Genomic DNA, 19,364 nt, shown 5'->3' on the forward strand with positions numbered 1-19,364 from the left:
TTGAATGTAACATTACTGCTACCCCCATTCACAGTCAAATCGCTGCTGCCGTCTACAGTATTATTGAAAGTAATGTCACTGCCGGAGAGAATGGGATTATTAGCAATTGTCACTGCATCTCCGTAGGTTTGGCTGCCGGTTGTAGTGACATTGCCATTAAGTTTAGTTGTGCCACCTAAGTCGGTTGTTAAACTTTGGGCATTGACAGTGCTCGCGAAGCTAGTCGTGCCGCTACTGTTGGCAGCGATCGCACCGAATGGAGTTGTGCTGTTGCCGATCGCACCTGTGGTGAATGCAATATTACCAGTACCCGCTGTTAAAGTGAGATTTGGACTGTTAGCAGTGGTGCTGTCAACTGTATTGTTAAAAGTAATATCGCCAGCACCTGCACCTGTGTTGAAAGAAACATCATTTGTCAGAGTAACGGGACTGTTGAAACTAATATTATCGTTAGTAGTGGTAATGTTGGATGCTATATTAACCTTGCCTGTACCGCTTTGAGTAAATTCTCCATCCAGCACTAAATTTGCCGCTGTAGCAATATTCAAGTCGCCGCTATTATTGACTGTAAAATTTCCATTATTTAGCGTTGTGACTGGATTGTCGATCGCAAAATTTGTGCCTGTCAAGTTAAGGCCGCCCGCAGCATTGGTTGTCACTGGACCCTTGAATGCAGTTGTACCCGTACCTGCTGTCTGAGTAATACTATTAGCTGTAATTGCCGCTGTTTGTACGTCGCTAGCACTATTTATTTGGAGATTGCCGATCGGAATTGGATTGCCGACCTCTCCCTTAACGGTAATATTGCCAGTACCTGCTGTGAGAGTTAGATCTTGATTGTTAGCAGTTGTACCGTTGAGGGTGCTGCTGAAAAGAATACTGCCACCACCGGCTGCACCTGTGTCAACCAAAACATTATTTTGAAGGGTAACAGGCCCGTTGAAAGTGATGTTTTGATCGATTGTGGTAATCGGCCCATTGAGTGCGATCGTACCGATGTTGCTAGTGAGGGTGATATCTCCCGAACCCGACGCAGTTATATTGCCGGCGGTGATGTTTTGATTCGCTGTCAGTGCAATCGAAGCGTTATCAAGTCCAGTGAGACTCCCACCAGGCAAAATTGCGATCGATCCAGCCCCTTGTGGAGAGCGAATTGTCACGGGCTCTTGGAATGTCAGAGGTGACTCGATGGTAATTGCGCCGCTGCTGTCTGTCCGTCCAATCGCGATCGATTTAAAGCCATTGTCCAGGCGATTGAATAGCCCAGTCATATCCAAGGAGTCAGATCGATCGGATGAGACCCCAAGTGCGATCTTTAAGTCAGGCCTAAAGGGTTGAAGTACCAGATCGCCCGTACCCGACGAGGAAAGGCCGATTATATCAATTTCATCTGAGGTAATGGTGAGGCTGTTGCTACCCGCTACAAATCCATTATTTAAAGTAATCCTGCCGGTTTCCAGACCTGTTGTACCAGGTTTATTCGCGGTAAAATAAACATTATTTGTGGATACATTATTGAACTCAACAGGATTTTCAAAACGTATGTCACCATTAGTGGCGGTCAAATCACCTGAGATAGTGACTGTACCCGTAGCAAGAACATTTTGAATAATACTGGCGGCTGTAATTGCCTTTGTTTGTAAGTTGCCCGCACTGTTAATTTTGAGGTTGCCTAGAGGAGTAACGCTGCCGGCATCTCTACCAAATGTAATATTGCCACTACCTACTGCTAGGGTCAAATCTTGACTGTTAGTGTTAGTAGTTGTGCCATCGACAGTTTCTTGAAAAAGAATGTTACCGGCACCTGTACCTGTGTTGAGATTGACTTTATTTTCGACCGTAACAGGGCTGTTGAAAGTAATATTTTTATCGCTTGTAGTAACGTCTGCGCTTAGAGAAGTAGCTCCGTTAAATGTAATACCACCATTGGCTTTAATTGGCCCGTTAACTGCGATAGACCCCGTACCAGTTGGAGGCTGGATTGTCGTCGGGGATTGGAACGTAACGCCAGCGGGGTCAACGGCGATCGCCCCCGTCCCATCCGCCCGCCCGATAATGAGTTGGGAAAACCCATCTAATATAGGAAACGTGACTTCTTCACTGCTGAGATTCAAACGGGCGTCCGTCATATTACCACCAACACTAATATCTAAACTGGGAGTAAGCGGCTGCAACTGGATAGTCCCAGTACCCTTAACTTGAGTTTGTGGTGATAGTTGAATTGAATCGCCCGTCAAAGTGACATTGCCGCCTAAAGGCGCATCAATCACACTGCCGATGAGGTTAATGGAACTGTAGCTAGCCTTTCCCGTGAGGCTAATATTGCCTTTTCCCGTAGCTTCCACCGTGGTCGTCGATTCGCTCGAGTCCAAAGTAATGCCGTCGTTGTTAATTGATGTCCCTAAACCGGTACCAATTAAAGCAATATCTCCATTCTCCGATCGTACCGTGCCTGAGTTGAGCCGGATCCCGGAATTAGTCCCCGTCCCTGCACTGCCCGTCCCCGTCAACGTCACCTTTCCGAGCTGTGCAGTTTGGATTGTAGCATTACTATCTACATATATACCCTCGTTGGAAGTCCCAGTCCCACCACCAGTACCAGTCAGAGTGACATTTCCAGAGGACGCTTCCACTGTGGCGCCCAAAACGGATATTCCTTGACTGCTATCAATCCCATTATTGCTGCCAACACCGCTTAGAGTCAGATTCCCGGTGCCTGTGGATTCCACCGCCCCGAACGTCATCGAAATGCCCGTGTTGTTGTCCTCGGTCCCCTTACCTGTTCCAGTTAGGGCGATATCTCCATTCTCCGATCGTACTGTACTGCTCTCAATAGATATCCCTTGATTGGAGCTCGTCCCATTTCCCCCAGTTCCGGTGATGGTGACAGTCCCGTTCCCCGGCGTTGACTGCACTGTAGCGGTGTCTATGCTAACGCCGGTGTTATTGAATTCTTTCCCCGCACCCGTGCCAGTCAGGCTGACATTTCCACCAGCCGATTGGACAGTGCTGGTGTTAATAGATATCCCTTTATTATTATATGTCCCGTTCCCGCCAGTACCCGTGAGAGTAACATTTCCTGCCCCGATCGATTCCACTATGCTGTTATCACTAATCTCAATCCCGTTGCTGTCGTTTCCAGTTCCGTTACCAATCCCAGTGAGACTGACAGCACCATTGGTTGAAATCACCTTAGATGTGTTTGTAACAATAATACCTTCATTGCTACCTTGATTGCTGCCGGCTGTCGGGTTCGTGCCAGTTCCAATCATGGTAATACTACCTGTTCCCGTTGATTCCACCACAGCACTGGAGAACAGATAAATGGCTTCTCCACTCCCGTTACCGCTACCAGTCAAGGTGATATCGCCGTTCACTGAACTTATCGTAGGCCCACGCAAAACTATTCCCGAACTATTAACACTGCCACCGTTAGTTCCATTGAGAGTAATATTCCCACTTCCAGTAGTTTGTAGTGTGCTACCATACAGAGCAATACCGAAGTTGGTTGCCGCATTTCCTGCAACACCATTCAGGTCAATTTTTCCACCTCCGGCATTAATTGTGCTGTCCTCGATCTCGATTCCAATCCCGAACGTAGCACCCCCCTGACCATTCCCCAGGAAATTGCCACCATTAGTATCGATCGTCGAAGCCTGAATCTGGAGGCTACCACCATTTTGATCGCTATCAGCATTGAGAGTAATATTGCCTCCCTGAGTTGTGATATCGCTGTTAACCTGAATATTATTAGCAGCATTGAGAGTAATATTGCCTCCCTGAGTTGTTGTGATATTGCTGTCAACCTTAACATTAATATCATAATCAGCATTGAGAGTGAGGGAATTACTATTAGCCCAAACAACAGGTGCGCTGACTGTAATATCACCTGGATTCGGAGAATTCGACGCAGTAGAAATAGTAACATTTCCCAAACCTAGCTGATTTTGCAGCGTCACATTCTTAATCGTAGAAGTACCAGCCGAGGGCGTAAATGCTCCCGCTGCTAAAGTGCCGCCTGCATCCCCACCTGCGCTAATAGTGATATCAGTAGGATCTAACAATAAGGTGCCAGCAATCCCAAAGGTCGATCGCAAATCCACCAATCCTTGAAAATCCAGCGATTGCTTTCCCGACACTTCCGCAAAGCCGCCATTCCCAGAAAACAAGCCACCTCTGGCCGTAATATTTCCCTGAAAACGAGTAGTTTCATCAGCCCAAACTATGACTCGCCCGCCCTGACCATTACTAACAGCATCAGCATTAATTGTCGAGTCGCTGCTAACAAAAGTCCGCAAAGCATTGGGCACCGTCCCCAAACCCTGATAATCTCCGCCAATCAGTACATTACCGCCGCCGTTAATCCCAGAAGCATTGATATTGCCAGCAATAACACCTACTTTCTCACCCAAGAGGTTAACGTTGCCGCCAATGTCGCCAGAGACGTTGAGAGTGCCGGATGCGATCGTAGTTCCCGCAGTTACGGGCACAGCAACATTCCCCGTCAACACAACTTCACCATTGGGATTTACCGTCAAACTCGTTGCCTGTGCCGCACCTTTTCCAGTCAGCAACTGGGGCAAAGATAACACTGGCTGCGTCCAATTGTTCGGCAGCGAGCTTTGAGTGGCTGTCGGCTGAATATCCAAGCTCAATAAATTCCCAGCTTGACTAATCCGCACCAAATTGTTACCCGGGACGGCGCTGAGGAGAATATTGCCGCTAGGCGCATTTAGCTGACCAGTATTGACAACCGTACCTCCTACCAAAGTTAAACTTTGACCTGGTGTCACCGTCAGATTGCCTGCATTAACAATGCTTCCCCCTGGCAAATTTGTCAACGCAAAACTATTCGGCGTCCCGATTAAAGTTGCCCAATTGTTATTGCCCATCGCGCTAAACCACTGATTGTTCCCAAAACCAATTCCTGTAGCCGTAGTAGCATTAAAAGAACCCGGCACGTTGAGACTGGAAGAAGGCCCGAAAATCATGCCGGCAGGATTCATTAAAAATAAATTAGAATTGCCGCCGATAACTTGAATTAAGCCATTGATTAAAGAAGGATTTCCCCCAGTAATCCTTCCCAAAATATTTTGAATATTGGGATTGGTCAGAAAGTTAGCAGTTTGACCTTCGCTGAGACCGAACTCAGTAAAACTGTGAAAAAGATTAGCCTGCTCTGGACTTAAAGACCCCCCGGAAATGTCGTAGCGGTTGCCGTTGGGAGTAACAACTGTGTTAGTGCCGTCCGCTGCGGAGGTGATGGGTTGCGCGGAAGCCGAACCCGCCGCTGCACTCAGCCAGCCAAGGATGAATAACCATCCGAGCAAAGGTAGTCTGTTGGCTGTCATTGTGTTTAAAGATTGTGCTTAAAGTACGATCGTATTTATCTCTCCTATTTTTACTCATAAAAATTCCTCATGTCAAGAGGATAGCCCTATTTTTTATTTCTGAATAAATGGGATGGGAAGCTGAAGGAAATGTATGTGTTTATAAGTAGGTAATGGCAAAAAAATATACTATCTTGTAGGGGCTAGAAAGCGTGAGTATCAAGAGATACAAGCGAGTAGAGGAATGCTCTCACCCGTCAGCCCCATGTCATGTTTATTTGTAACCACCTACTTAGCCGTTTTCAGTTAAGTGAAGTACAGATATCGGGTTGGGACACGGTAATGCCTAAGGCGTGTCAACTTAACGCCCAAACCCATCATAATAAATGTCGCTTTCCGTCAAGTTTCGCTCCGCCTCGCATCCCCCTTAAAAAAGGGGAGGAAAGAGAAGATTCCTGTCCCACCCCCTACTCTCCGGACGCGAAGCAGGCGCCGGGGGGATCGAACCCTAATCGTCAAACAGCAGATCGGTACTACGTTTGTTTGACGTGTTTGTTGACACGAAGAAGCGTAATGCCGTGTCCCTACTGTATTCAGGCGCGGGGGATGAAACTTGGTTTCTCGTTTCCACTTTCACTGCTTCCATGAGGCAATTACCTTAAGAAACCGGGTTTATGCGTCCGGGACTTTTGGCGAAAAAAAATATGAGGCCCAACGCCAGGGTTAGGGGTTTAAAATCTCGGAATATTAGTCAAAAGTACATAAATATAGATCGCCTGTTTTCCCGCTTGCTTCCAGCGGCAACAAAACTCGCTCAAATCTCTATTCGCGGCCGCTGCCGTCTTCTGCACCGGCCGCGAGCAGCTTGCAGCTAGCTTTGAGGAGCGACTGGCCCTACCGCCTAATTTCTATCAGAAAATTTATAATTTTTAGATGATATTTACCCAAATTTCAGCAAGCGGGAGTAAAATTTTTATTTATATTTGAAAAACGCCAATATTTGCAAGTCTTGGACTCAACAGTAGACGGTTACCGAAACGGAGTAAATGTAGTAGGTTAGAAGTCTAGGCAGGAGAAAAATATTGCAGTTCCACATTAAACTGTGGCAATCTGGTGTCTCTGAAAGCTCTTGGAAAAAGCACTCATTTACTCAAAAACACACTGATAGTGATATCCGTCTGTAGATTCACTCTTAGTGGAGTCTATTCTGTAGGTTTGACGATCGCCCTAAATATCGCATCCAAGGCGATCGTCTATTATATTCGCGTCACGGCAACATGGGATTTCGGGCCTTACTACCTAACAATACTGGAGGAATCAGGGTTATGACTACCTTAACGCTAGTCAAAAAAACTTCTTTTAAAGTCGCCAGCTTGGCAACCACAATTTTGCTCAGCATCTGCACGCCCGTCCGAGCTTTCATGTTTGGCACCAGCGGCATCCAGTTCGATCGAGATACCAATATAAACTTTACCTTTCAAGCATCTCACGGCGGTTACCAGTCGAGCTTGTGGGTAGCCCAAGCTGACTCAGACAACACTGACTACAGCAGCATCGCCAGACTGTTTTACGAGATCCAACCCTCAGATAACGGCAGCGCCAATGAATGGGAGGGAAGCTTCGGCACCGCTGTCACCTCCGACAACGGATCCATCACCCAAACCTTCACATTTTTGAAGGATGAAATTTATGCCCTGCTGCTGTGGAGCGACATCGGCAACGGCGAAGAATTCGGGGAGTACGTCTCGTCGAGCACCTTCATGAATAGCCCCGAATGGCGGGCCGAGGACACCGGCTTCCGGAGAGATGACTGTCTGGTGACCGGCTGTCAGCAAGCCGTGTTTGGCAACTTTATGCTCGACTACAACTCCAACAGCTCATTTACAAACATCAACGGGGGTAATGGCCCAGAGCAATATCCATCCGTCACAATGACCCAACTGGCTCAGGGCATACAAATCTCCTTCGACGATGCCGGAGCATACGACCAAGACTTCCAAGACTTCACCGTGTCGGCCCAGTTAGGCCCCGAAACAATGCCCCAAGAGGCTCAGCGCAGACAAATCTCCTTGGACGATCGCCCAGGAAAGGTCATTAAATTCGACCGCTCCACCGCGTCGGGTGAGTTAACCCCCAGATCGGTCTCCGAACGAGTCCCCGAACCAGTCACAGTGTTCGGCACTATCCTGGGGATCGGGGCAATGGCTGCGGCTCGCAGGAAAAAAAAGCGAGGGCAGCAACGAGAAAAATGACTCTTAACCAGCCCCATACAAATCTAAATAGTGAGTCTGTTCAGTGGTACTCTGAGAAATAGCATTTCTAAATGTTAAGACTTTTTCCATAACGGGAAAAATAGCATCCTAACAAAGGCACTATTCATGGTATCCACTGCAGAAAAAACGAACGTAGGCTACATCACCCAAATCATCGGGCCAGTTGTAGACGTAAAATTCCCAGGCGGCAAACTGCCCCAAATCTATAACGCTCTCACGATTTCCGGCAAAAACGAAGCAGGTCAAGACATTGCCGTTACCTGCGAAGTTCAACAACTGCTCGGAGACAGCCAAGTACGTGCAGTTTCCATGAGTACCACTGACGGCTTGGTGCGCGGCATGGAAGCGGTAGACACCGGAGAATCTATCCAAGTTCCCGTCGGAATCCCAACTCTCGGCCGCATTTTTAACGTCATCGGTCAACCCGTAGACAACCTCGGCCCGGTCAATACTTCCGAAAGTATGCCTATCCACCGCAACCCGCCGGCTTTCACCGAACTCGAAACCAAGCCTTCGGTGTTTGAAACAGGGATCAAGGTGATCGACCTGCTGGCCCCCTACCGTCGCGGCGGCAAAATCGGTTTGTTCGGCGGCGCAGGCGTCGGCAAAACCGTGATTATGATGGAACTCGTGAACAACATCGCCAAGGCTCACGGCGGCGTGTCCGTGTTCGGTGGTGTGGGCGAGCGCACCCGCGAAGGTAATGACCTCTACAAAGAAATGATCGAGTCGGGGGTTATTAACGAAGAAGACCGCAGCAAGTCGAAAATTGCTCTGGTTTACGGTCAAATGAACGAGCCACCGGGTGCCCGGATGCGCGTGGGCCTGTCGGCTCTGGCGATGGCCGAATACTTCCGCGATGTCAGCAAGCAGGACGTGCTCCTGTTCATTGACAATATCTTCCGGTTCGTGCAAGCGGGCTCTGAGGTATCGGCTTTGTTGGGTCGGATGCCTTCGGCTGTGGGATATCAGCCGACTCTCGGTACGGATATGGGCGACTTGCAGGAACGGATTACTTCGACTACCGAAGGTTCGATTACTTCGGTTCAAGCTGTCTACGTGCCTGCGGATGACTTGACTGACCCCGCGCCGGCTACGACTTTTGCTCACTTGGACGCTACAACAGTGTTGTCTCGCGGTTTGGCTGCGAAGGGAATTTATCCGGCTGTTGACCCGCTGGATTCTACGTCTACAATGTTGCAAGTTAGCGTTGTCGGCGAAGAGCACTATGGTGTTGCTCGTCAGGTGCAGTCTACTCTGCAACGCTATAAGGAATTGCAAGACATTATTGCGATTTTGGGCTTGGATGAGCTGTCGGAAGATGACCGCTTGACAGTTTCTCGCGCTCGCAAAATTGAACGGTTCTTGTCCCAACCGTTCTTTGTGGCGGAAGTGTTCACCGGTTCCCCCGGCAAGTACGTCAAGCTGGCAGACACCATTAAGGGCTTCCAGATGATTTTGGCTGGCGAACTTGACGAATTACCGGAACAAGCTTTCTATTTGGTGGGCGATATCAGCGAGGCGATCGCCAAAGCTGACAAAATGAAGGCTGACGCCAAGTAATTTTAGTCATTAGTCAGTAGTCAGCAGTCATTAATCAGTAGTTATTAGTTATTTGTTATTAGTTATTGGTTATTGGTAACAACTGACAACTGACAACTGACAACTGACAACTGACAGCTGACAACTGACAACTGACAACTGACAACTGACAACTGACAACTGACAACTGACAATTTATGACATTAACTGTGCGCGTAGTTGCCCCAGACAAAACTGTTTGGGATTCTAATGCTGAAGAAGTAATTCTGCCGAGCACCACAGGCCAATTGGGTATCTTGAGCGGTCACGCTCCAATGTTGACAGCTTTGGATACCGGAGTGATGCGCGTCCGTCCCGCCAAGGAATGGGTGTCTATTGCTCTGATGGGCGGCTTTGCAGAAATCCAAGAAAACAAAGTTACTATTCTTGTCAACGGCGCGGAAAAAGGCGAAACCATTGATAAAGAAGCTGCTCGTACTGCTTACACCGAGGCAGAAGCTCGTTTGCAAAAGGCTACTAGCGGCACTTTGCAAGAGCAAATTCAAGCCAAGCAAGCAATCAAACGCGCGAGAGCTCGTTTCCAAGCTGCCGGCGGCACGCTCTAGCTCTAAGCGTAGGAACACGGCTTTTGTATCTCTCGTTTGTATCCAAGTCTCGATCCCCCCTCAACCCCCTTCTTAAGAGGGGAGGGACAGGAGTCTTCTCTTTCGTCCCGCGGACGCGGGGGATGGGAGGGGGATATAGACTCAGGTAAAAGCGATATTTATCAAGGGTTTTAGACGATTGTTGACACGAAGAAGGGAAATGCCCTGTCCCTACTGTTTGGCTAAACTCCCGCCTCGGACAATAGAGATTGCATTGTTTCCCAAGATAACCCCTGCTGAAGATAGCGGGGGTTATTTGGATTGTAGGGGCTCTGGAGCCGATCGACACTGACAATTTTTGCTTCCTCCGGCAACACAGGAACCTCTGGATCGCTCGCGGTCGATCGCGTTAGGGAGCTGGAAAAGCCTTTAAAAATAGCAATTTCATCGAATTCGCCGTCAATTTGGGCCTTGACGATTAAAACTTCGTGCGATCGTTTTACCGTGTATTGTTCCAAGCGGCGAGCAATAGAGTCAGCCATAGCAAATCTCACTTTCCTGAAATCTGCTATAATATAGCTTAATTTTGCGGCTAATTGCAGGGATAGCCCGCTAAAATTTTATTTTTAATTTGACCTTTTTTAACAGCAGGAAGTAAGCGGACATACTATAAGTCCTGTAAAAAACTTCCGGAAGATTTTCTGACTGCAAAACCTACTTGTCCGATATTTTATGAGCCACATCAAGACTAGGTTCCAATTATCATTTTTCAGTCAAAATACTATTAAACAACGTGTTGCTTGGGGATATACGCTGCTATTCACGCTCGTTTTTTGCTTGAGTTTAGCTGTGGCAAGTTGCCAATCACAAGTAATAAATAACTCTACAGCAAAAACCCAAAATGCACCCTCAAACTTAACAAGAGTGGTAAGAATCGGCCATCAGCGTTTCGGAGCGCTGTTTTATCTAAAAGCTAAAAACTCTTTGGAAAACCGTTTAGCAAAAATGGGGTGGTCTGTAGAATGGACGGAATTTGCCGCAGGGCCGCCAATTTTAGAAGCAATAGGAAAAGGAAAAATCGATCTGGGTTATGCAGGAGTTGCGCCGCCAATTTTTGCCCAATCAGAGGGCGTACCTTTTGTTTATATTGCTAATGATTCAGCTTTACCTGGAAGCATTGGCATCATAGTTCCTCAAGATTCTCCAATTCGGACTATAGCGGATCTCAAAGGCAAGAAAATAGCAGCCACTCAAAAAACCGCAGGTCACTATTTGTTAATTCGCGCCTTAACTCAAGGCGGCTTGCAGTTAAAAGATGCCCAATTCGTCGATTTGCCTCCACCAAAAGCTCAGGAAGCATTTGTGAGAGGCGAGGTTGATGCTTGGGCGATTTGGCAGCCGTTTCTAGCTCAGTTACAGGAAACTATGCCTGTTCATTTCTTGGCTAACAGCGACGGGCTGATGAATGATAGAAGCTTCTATTTGGCAAGTCGCTCTTTTGCTAGCGACTTTCCCGATATTGTTAAAATAGTGATGGGAGAAACGCGACAGATGGCTACTTGGATAACTAAGAATCCCGAGCGAGCAGCGGAATTGATGAGCGCTCGAACCGGAATGAAAATAACCACAGCTATCAGGTTAACGAAAAGCCGCCGCTACGATTTGCTGCCAATTCAAGACAGGGCAGTTGAAGAACAGCAGCGGATTGCTGAAATTTTATTTCGGTTGGGACTGATTCCCGATCGCATTTGGATTGAAGATGTTATCTGGAAACAAAAACTAGATTTATAAAACCAGAACTTAGGCAAAGGTAACGATAAATCAACGGTTGCGATTCCGCAAGTATGAAAAATGTGCAATTTGGTGTATCCTAGAGAATGAGTTAAAACTGTTAACTGGCAGAATCAAATGTCATCAATTGCCAATCAACTGCGTTACGGTTTTGTCTCGATTGTTGTGGCAAGCGTATTGATGGCGGGAAGTACCTTAGCTTACCTCAGCTTTCGGGGACAAATAGAACAGACAAAACGGCTTCAGTACGAGCGATCGCAAGCTGCTGCTGTCCAAATCAGCGCCGAGCTGGATAACTTGCAGCGCCAACTCAATTATTTGTCAGAATTGCGCGGTTTAACAGAATTTAATGCTGAAACTCAGCGCAGCATTCTCGAAGGATTGGTCAACAGCAACAGCGCCTACGAAGTCGTCGGAATTTTTAACAGTAAAGGTCAAGTCGTACAGGCGATGTCGCCTTACGGATCGTTCTCTATATCTAGCTTGAATTTAGCTGGTATTTCGGCAGAAACACCAGTATTTTGGGAGACTTTTAGACAAACTCAAAATTATGTGAGTCCAGTAGATGTAGACCTAAAAACAGGGGTTAATGCTGTTAACTTAGCAGTGCCTGTTCGTGACAATAAAAATCAAATTGCCGGAGTATTATTTGCCCGAGTTAGTCTCAATTTTTTAACTCAAATTGCCGCCAGATCGCAAGTTGGAAAAACTGGATACAGCTACGTTCTCGACCATCGCTCGGTAGTGATTTCGGAAACCGGAAGCAAGATTAATCCCTATTTACTGCAAGATTTGAGAGGGCGATCCTTTGTGCGAGAGCTATCCAAATTAGCTTTAGCTTCGGGGATTCAATCTCCGATTGTTTATCGAGGCTTGCGCGGGGAAGAAGTAATGGGCACGGGTGCGATCGTGCGGAGGGTGCAGTGGATGGTGGTTGTAGAGCTACCTACGGCGGAAGCTTACGCTCCGGTGCGTAAGCTAATATACGTCATGGGTGCAGTTACCCTCGCCAGCGCCCTCGTCGCCGTGGGCTTGGGAGTGGCTTTTGCTCGATCGATTACAAATCCTTTAAAATCCCTAACAGCTGCAGCTACTAAAATGAGTAGCGGAATGTTTGAAACTCGGGTAAATATTGCGGCCTCTAACGAACTCGGAAAATTAGCTAATGCTTTCAACAGCATGGCCAGTCAATTGGAAGTATCTTTCAAAAAACTAGAGGAGCAAAATGCCCAATTGCAGCGACTTGACAAACTCAAAGACGAATTTTTAGCCAACACTTCTCACGAACTCCGCACCCCGCTTAACGGCATTATTGGTTTAACTGAATCTTTAATCGACGGTGCTACAGGACAATTGCCAGAACCGACTATTTACAATCTGGAAATTATTGCATTTAGCGGCAGAAGACTGTCCAATCTCATCAACGACATTCTCGACTTCTCCCAGCTGAAACACAAAAATATTGAACTACAAATCAAGCCTGTTGGCATCCGAGAAGTTGTCGAGATAGTAGTGACTCTTTGTCAACCTCTAATTGGTACAAAAAATTTGCAGTTGATTAATTCAGTCACTCCCGACCTTCCCCTCGTAGATGCCGATGAAAATCGGGTGCAACAAGTTCTTTATAACTTAATCGGAAATGCGATTAAATTTACCGAAAGCGGCACAGTTGAAATTTCGGCGAATGCGATCAGCTTGGAATCGCCGGAGTTGGCTGACAAAGAAAGTTCAGTAACAAGCCAGCTTCAATCTTTAATTCTCAGGTCAAAACTGCAAATTACGGTATCCGATACTGGTATTGGCATTGCTGAAGATAAATTAGAACGAATTTTTAAATCTTTTGAACAAGCAGACGGTTCCACTGCTAGAGAATACGGAGGAACAGGTTTAGGTTTGGCAGTTACAAAGAAGTTAGTCGAGCTGCACGGCGGCGAAATTCAGGTATCTTCAAAAGTAGGTATTGGTTCGCAGTTTACCTTTAGTTTGCCAATCTCTCAGAATCAGTATGTCGAGCGCAAGCAGTTGTCAGCAACGGTGCGGCAGTCTTTAGTTTCAAGAACCAACGATCGCCAGTTAATAACTAATGCAACGTTGGCAGCAAGTTTTAATAATAACAGTTTGCTCGACGATCGAGAAGGTCAAGAAAACAGTCTGGTGAAAATATTAATTGTAGATGACGAACCTCTGAATATTCAGGTATTGAGTAACAATTTACTTCTTGAAAACTATGCCCTTGCCAAAGCTAGCAGCGGTAGAGAAGCTTTAGCCCTTCTAGAGACAGGCTACAAGCCAGATCTAATCTTGCTCGATCTGATGATGCCGCGGATGACTGGTTACGAAGTTTGCGAGAAAATCCGGGAGAAATTCACGGCTATAGAAGTGCCAATTGTGATGCTAACCGCCAAAAATCAAGTATCTGACTTAGTGCAAGGTTTCAATGCAGGAGCCAATGATTTTTTAACTAAACCGTTTGTCAAAAATGAATTACTAGCAAGAATAAAAACTCACATCCGTCTTGCAAAAATTAATGCAGCTTACGGTAGATTTGTCCCCCACGACTTTCTGCGATTTTTGGGACACGAAAGTATTGTTGATGTCCGACTAGGCGATCAAATTCAGAAAGAAATGACAGTTTTATTTTCTGACATTCGCTCCTTTACGACTATCTCAGAAGCGATGAATCCCCAAGAAAACTTTAATTTTATCAACACCTACCTCAGCCGAGTGAGTCCGGTAATTCGCGCTCACCAAGGTTTCATCGATAAATATATTGGCGATGCGATTATGGCACTATTTCCTGAGTCGGCAGATGATGCTGTTCGCGCGGCGGTGGAAATGCAAAAACAAGTTATTATTTACAACCAGGACCGACAACTAAGGAATCATCCACCGATTACGATCGGCATCGGTTTGCACGCGGGTACTTTAATGTTGGGTACGATTGGGGAGGAAGAACGGATGGAAAGTACAGTGATTGCTGATGCGGTGAATCTCGCGTCTCGTTTGGAAGGATTGACTAAGGTTTACGGGGCGGGGATTCTAGTTAGTGACTCAATTTTAGAGCGTTTGGGCAAGCGAGAAAAATATATGTGCCGATTTGTCGATCGAGTCACAGTAAAAGGCAAAAAATCTGTCGTGTCGGTGTTTGAAATTTATGATGCAGACACAGAACAAAGCATTGAACTAAAACAGGAAACTGCTACTGAATATCAACGAGGTCTGGAGCTCTATTTTGAGCAAAATTTTACTAAAGCGCAAAAAATATTCAATAAAATTTGCGAAAGAAATCCTCAAGATAAGTTAGCAGCAATTTACTATAAGCGCTCTCTAAATAATCGAATGTATGGAGTGCCAGAAGGATGGTCGGGCATAGAAGCTTTAGATGAAAAGTAGTAAAAGTAGCATTAAGCTGAAGGCATAAATTTTTATGTGTTTATCCGGTTTTTTGTACCTGGCCTCAGTCATAATACATTTAGGCTGAAGCATTCCGCTCCAAAATAGGGAGTTTTCCTGAAAGATACGCCGTCGAGTGCGCTGCTTTTGACTTCAAACTCGAATATACTGCGGAAAGGTAGGCGAGAAATAAACTCAGTTTCTCTGAGAAATCTCAGGTTGGACAGCGATTCACGAAGAAACCAAGAATCAGGCTTTTATTGCGTAAGTTTTGTTTAAGTACAAAATGGTTTAGAATGCTTACCAGCGGTAAATCTTCCCTCCGAGTATTAACTGTGTCTTTCAAGCTAAATTAATGTTATGTCCACTCTTTCTCTCAAGCGCTTGGTGGCCAAACTTTCAGGAAAAGCGACGCTCCAAACTGTACTCATAGTTCCGTTTGTATTGCAAGTATTTGCAGCGGTGGGTATTGTGGGATATTTATCATTTAGGAACTCTCAAAAAGCAGTGAATGACCTTGCCGGTCAGTTGATGGGGGAGGTGAGCAATCGCATCGAGCAAAATTTGAGAACTTATCTGCAAACTCCGCACCAAATCAATCAAAGCAAGCTGGATGCAGTGAAACTGGGTTTTGTGAACATGAAAGACTTGTCAGCTTGGGAAAAGTATCTGTGGCGGCAAGTGCAATTATATCCTTATATTAATTTTACGTCGATCGCTAATCCAGATGGAGAATATCGCACCGGCGAAAAGATGTCGAACGGCACTTTATTGATTAACGCATCGGGCCCATCTACAGGTTTTGATTTTTATTCTTACAATACTAATAATAGGGGCGATCGCACGACAGTAGCAGCCTTGGTCAAAAACTTCGACATCCGACAGCACCCTTCCTATACCTATGCGGCTCTAGAAGCCAAACCAACTTGGAGTTCAGTTTATGTATCCTTCCTAGAACCCACCTTGATCCTCAGCGCGCTGCAACCAGTTTACAACAGCCAGAAACAGCTAGAAGGAGTATTAATTGCTGCTTTGCGTCTCGACAGTATCGGTCAATTTTTAAACAGCCTCAAAATAGGCAAATCGGGTCAAACTTTTATTATCGAAAGAAACGGCACGCTGCTGGCAACTTCCACACCCGAAAAACCTTTCCGCACCCAAAACGGTAAAAAAGAACTGTTTAAAGTTACAGAAAGCAGCGATGCAGTAACGCAAACTACAGCTAAATATTTAGAAAGTCACTTTCACAACTTGCACAAAATTACAACAGCGCAGCAAATAAATGTTGAGATAAACGGTCAGCATAAATTTTTAAAACTCCTGCCATTTCAAGACGGTAAAGGTTTAGATTGGCTGATTGTTGTCGTCGTTCCCGAAGCCGACTTTATGGAACAAATCCATGCCAGCAACCGAACTACAATGTTGCTATGTCTGGCAGCTTTGGGTATGGCAACTGTGCTAGGAATTTTCACTTCTCGCTGGATTATCAAACCTATTTTAAAATTAAAAGATGCAGCAATCGCTTTGTCTGAAGGACAATTTGACAAAACTGTAAAGCTCGCTCGCTCCGACGAGTTGGGCGTACTTGCCGCTGCTTTTAACAGCATGGCAGCACAACTGCAAGCATCTTTTACTGCCTTAGAAACTAAAAATACCGAATTGCAGCGACTGGACAAACTAAAAGACGAATTCTTAGCCAATACTTCCCACGAACTCCGGACTCCCCTCAACGGCATTATTGGGATTGCAGAATCTTTAATAGACGGTGCTACCGGACAACTGCCAGAACCCACAAATTTTAACTTAGCTTTGATTTCATCGTCTGGACAAAGATTGTCTTCTTTAATTAACGATATTCTGGACTTTTCTCAGCTCAAACACAAAACGATACAACTGCAAATTAAGCCCGTCGGTATGCGAGAAATAGCCTCTGTAATTCTCACTTTGTCTCAGCCATTAGTAGGTAAAAAAAACTTGCAGTTGATTAACTCAGTCGCTCCTGAATTGCCACCAATAGCAGCCGACGAGAATCGCTTGCAGCAAATACTTTACAACTTAATCGGCAATGCGATTAAATTTACCGAAAGCGGCAGAGTTGAAATTTCAGCCGAATTGGTAACGGGCAACGCACAATCACCGCCTAATTCCCAATTAGCCATTACTGTATCTGACACTGGTATTGGCATCCCCGAAGATAAATTAGAGCGAATTTTTGAATCCTTTGAACAAGCTGACGGTTCCACTGCTAGAGAATATGGCGGCACGGGTTTAGGGTTAACTGTTGCCCAGCAATTAGTGGAATTGCACGGAGGTAAAATTTGGGTATCTTCAACTGTAGGCGTCGGTTCCCAATTCACTTTTACTTTGCCCGTATCTGAGAGTCAGCCGGAATTTAGCAGCAGACAGCCGCGTTTAACCGAGGGATATCGCATTTTAATCACTCCTGAATTTGCCCCCGAACCATCTATAATAAATTCTCAGGTATTAGCCAAGAGCGAGTTTCGAGAAAGTGAAAGATTAAAAATTTTGGTAGTTGATGATGAGCCGATTAATATTCATGTCATCATCAACAGTCTTTCTCGAGAAAAATACGAGATCACTCAAGCGAGCAACGGCTTAGAAGCTTTAAATCTGATTCAATCAGGATTTAAGCCAGACTTAATTTTACTCGACGTAATGATGCCGCACATGACTGGTTATGAAGTGTGTCGAGAAGTCCGCAAAAAATACTCGCCTTTAGAAATGCCGATTCTGATGCTGACGGCAAAAAATCAAACTACTGACTTGGTAGAAGCTTTTAACTTAGAAGCAAATGATTATGTAACTAAACCTTTTATTAAAAAGGAATTGTTGGCGAGAATTAACACGCAAATTCGCCTTGCCAAACTGAGTGCAGCCTACGGCAGGTTTGTGCCGCACGATTTTATCAGCTTGCTGGAAAAGCCGAGTATTATTGAAGTTAAATTAGGTGAAAATCAGGAAAGAGATATGACAGTGCTGTTTGCTGATATTCGCTCGTTTACGGCGCTTTCCGAAAATATGACACCGCCTGAAAATTTTGCATTTATTAATACCTACTTGGGAAAAATTAGCCCTGCAATCAGAAGAAATAATGGGTTTATTGATAAATACATTGGGGATGCAGTCATGGCACTGTTTCCTAGATCTTCATCTGATGGCGTGCGAGCAGCAATTGATATGCAAAAAGAAGTGAATATCTACAACGAGCAGCGAGAAAAAAATGGTCTGTTTCCGATCGCGATCGGCATTGGTTTGCACGCGGGCAATTTGATGTTGGGTACCATTGGCGAGCGAGAACGGATGGAAAGTACAGTGATTGCTGATGCGGTGAATCTTGCGTCTCGTTTGGAAGGATTGACTAAGGTTTACGGGGCGGGAATTATAGTTAGCGGTGCAATTATTGAGCGCCTCGACGATCCAAAAAAATATAATTACAGATTTGTCGATCGAGTAACGGTGAAAGGAAAGAGAAATGCTGTGTCGGTTTTTGAAGTTTACGATACAGAAACAGAGCAGAGCATTGTACTCAAGCAGCAAACTGCGGAGGTTTTTCAAGAAGCTCTCAATTTTTACTACCAGCAAAAATTTGTGGCAGCCCAAAAAGTATTTCAGAATATTTTACAAATCAATCCTGACGATCGGGTAGCAATGCTGTATTTCAAACGCTCTCGCAAGTATCGAATGTACGGAGCGCCGGATGGGTGGTCTGGGGTGGAAACTTCGACGGAGAAGTAGGGCGCGCACTCGAGCGGCCTACTCTGTTTAAAATATGGTTGCACAAACTTTAAAATATAATTGTACAAAAGCCGAATTTATTCCAAGTTTTCGGGCAGACAATACCCTCAGCAACGATTTGTTGTTGCTTTTGAAAGTTGATGACTGCGTGTTGGGTTTTCGCGCCGAAGGCTCCATCAATATTTAGGGAAGCTCGGTTGGCATTTAACAGTCGCTGGAGGTCGCGGACATCCTCATTTTGGGAGACCGCATCGTTGGGTTTCAGTAGGGGAAAATAATGGCCCGAAGCTAATGAACCTGCGAATTGCGTTTGTGGTTTGCATGGTTTGATTGAGGATTAGTGGTTGGCAAGTTATTTGAACTTGCTATTCCCCAGTTGTAGCTGTGGGGGGGAGTGCTTTAACAGTCGCTTTTTATAGTGAAACTTATCTGGGATAGCTCAGAGGAGTGACATCTCGCTATCAAATCCGTTTTGTAGACAGAGTAATTGTCAAAGGCAAACGGCAGCCAATTTCTATCGATGAATTTCTCGACCCACAAACAGAGGGAGCATTTCAGTTTTGCTTTGACACTCCTAAAAAACGCTTTTTACAAAACAGAGGTGCTCCCGAAACACAGTTAGGATCGCGAATTAAATAACTTACAATTTTAATTGTTATTGTGGGATGGGCGTCCCGCCCGTCCAAAAAGGACGG

General features: G+C 45.6%; 9 protein-coding genes. 6 read left to right on the plus strand and 3 right to left on the minus strand.

Going from position 1 to position 19,364, the window contains the following annotated elements:
• On the minus strand, positions 1-5,351 hold a 5,351-nt coding region (locus tag QUB61_RS31480), incomplete at its 3' end, for a two-partner secretion domain-containing protein (RefSeq protein WP_333190270.1).
• Positions 5,352-6,655: 1,304 nt separating this feature from the next.
• Between QUB61_RS31480 and QUB61_RS31485 the strand changes: the two genes are divergently transcribed.
• The 3 genes from QUB61_RS31485 (at position 6,656) to atpC (ending at position 9,750) form a co-directional block, all read left to right on the plus strand.
• Entirely contained in the window at positions 6,656-7,582 is a 927-nt protein-coding gene (locus tag QUB61_RS31485; protein ID WP_333133908.1) for a PEP-CTERM sorting domain-containing protein, read from the plus strand.
• A 126-nt stretch (positions 7,583-7,708) separates the two neighbouring features.
• Entirely contained in the window at positions 7,709-9,166 is a 1,458-nt protein-coding gene (gene atpD, locus QUB61_RS31490) for a F0F1 ATP synthase subunit beta (RefSeq protein WP_333133907.1), read from the plus strand.
• Between the two features lie 176 nt (positions 9,167-9,342).
• The gene (gene atpC / locus QUB61_RS31495; RefSeq protein ID WP_333133906.1) at positions 9,343-9,750 is read left to right on the plus strand and encodes an ATP synthase F1 subunit epsilon; all 408 of its coding nucleotides are present in this window, start codon (positions 9,343-9,345) and stop codon (positions 9,748-9,750) included.
• Positions 9,751-9,971: 221 nt separating this feature from the next.
• On the opposite strand, the gene QUB61_RS31500 is transcribed toward atpC, so the two are convergent.
• Positions 9,972-10,271, minus strand: a complete 300-nt coding sequence (locus QUB61_RS31500; protein WP_333133905.1) for a DUF7734 family protein — start codon at positions 10,269-10,271, stop codon at positions 9,972-9,974.
• A 190-nt stretch (positions 10,272-10,461) separates the two neighbouring features.
• Here QUB61_RS31500 and QUB61_RS31505 point away from each other — a divergent pair, with 190 nt between their 5' ends.
• The 3 genes from QUB61_RS31505 to QUB61_RS31515 all read left to right on the plus strand — a co-directional run bounded on the left by QUB61_RS31505 (position 10,462) and on the right by QUB61_RS31515 (position 18,669).
• Positions 10,462-11,520: an aliphatic sulfonate ABC transporter substrate-binding protein gene (locus QUB61_RS31505; protein ID WP_333133904.1), complete on the plus strand. Its 1,059-nt coding sequence runs from the start codon at positions 10,462-10,464 to the stop codon at positions 11,518-11,520.
• Positions 11,521-11,637: 117 nt separating this feature from the next.
• The gene (locus QUB61_RS31510) at positions 11,638-14,913 is read left to right on the plus strand and encodes a response regulator (protein ID WP_333133903.1); all 3,276 of its coding nucleotides are present in this window, start codon (positions 11,638-11,640) and stop codon (positions 14,911-14,913) included.
• A 360-nt stretch (positions 14,914-15,273) separates the two neighbouring features.
• Complete coding sequence (locus tag QUB61_RS31515) at positions 15,274-18,669, plus strand: ATP-binding protein (RefSeq protein ID WP_333133902.1); 3,396 nt, start codon at positions 15,274-15,276, stop codon at positions 18,667-18,669.
• Positions 18,670-18,718: 49 nt separating this feature from the next.
• On the opposite strand, the gene QUB61_RS40180 is transcribed toward QUB61_RS31515, so the two are convergent.
• The gene (locus tag QUB61_RS40180) at positions 18,719-19,000 is read right to left on the minus strand and encodes a peptidoglycan-binding domain-containing protein (RefSeq protein ID WP_445300629.1); all 282 of its coding nucleotides are present in this window, start codon (positions 18,998-19,000) and stop codon (positions 18,719-18,721) included.
• Between the last annotated feature and the right edge of the window lie 364 nt (positions 19,001-19,364).

Source organism: Microcoleus sp. C2D2 (genome assembly GCF_036702495.1).
In the GTDB taxonomy this organism is placed as follows: domain Bacteria; phylum Cyanobacteriota; class Cyanobacteriia; order Cyanobacteriales; family Microcoleaceae; genus Microcoleus.

Bases quoted from the DNA above. Each gene is read 5' to 3' on its own strand.
- QUB61_RS31485 (WP_333133908.1), top strand. From the start codon at position 6,656: ATGACTACCTTAACGCTAGTCAAAAAAACTTCTTTTAAAGTCGCCAGC.
- atpD (WP_333133907.1), top strand. From the start codon at position 7,709: ATGGTATCCACTGCAGAAAAAACGAACGTAGGCTACATCACCCAAATC.
- atpC (WP_333133906.1), top strand. From the start codon at position 9,343: ATGACATTAACTGTGCGCGTAGTTGCCCCAGACAAAACTGTTTGGGAT.
- QUB61_RS31500 (WP_333133905.1), bottom strand. From the start codon at position 10,271: ATGGCTGACTCTATTGCTCGCCGCTTGGAACAATACACGGTAAAACGA.
- QUB61_RS31505 (WP_333133904.1), top strand. From the start codon at position 10,462: ATGAGCCACATCAAGACTAGGTTCCAATTATCATTTTTCAGTCAAAAT.
- QUB61_RS31510 (WP_333133903.1), top strand. From the start codon at position 11,638: ATGTCATCAATTGCCAATCAACTGCGTTACGGTTTTGTCTCGATTGTT.
- QUB61_RS31515 (WP_333133902.1), top strand. From the start codon at position 15,274: ATGTCCACTCTTTCTCTCAAGCGCTTGGTGGCCAAACTTTCAGGAAAA.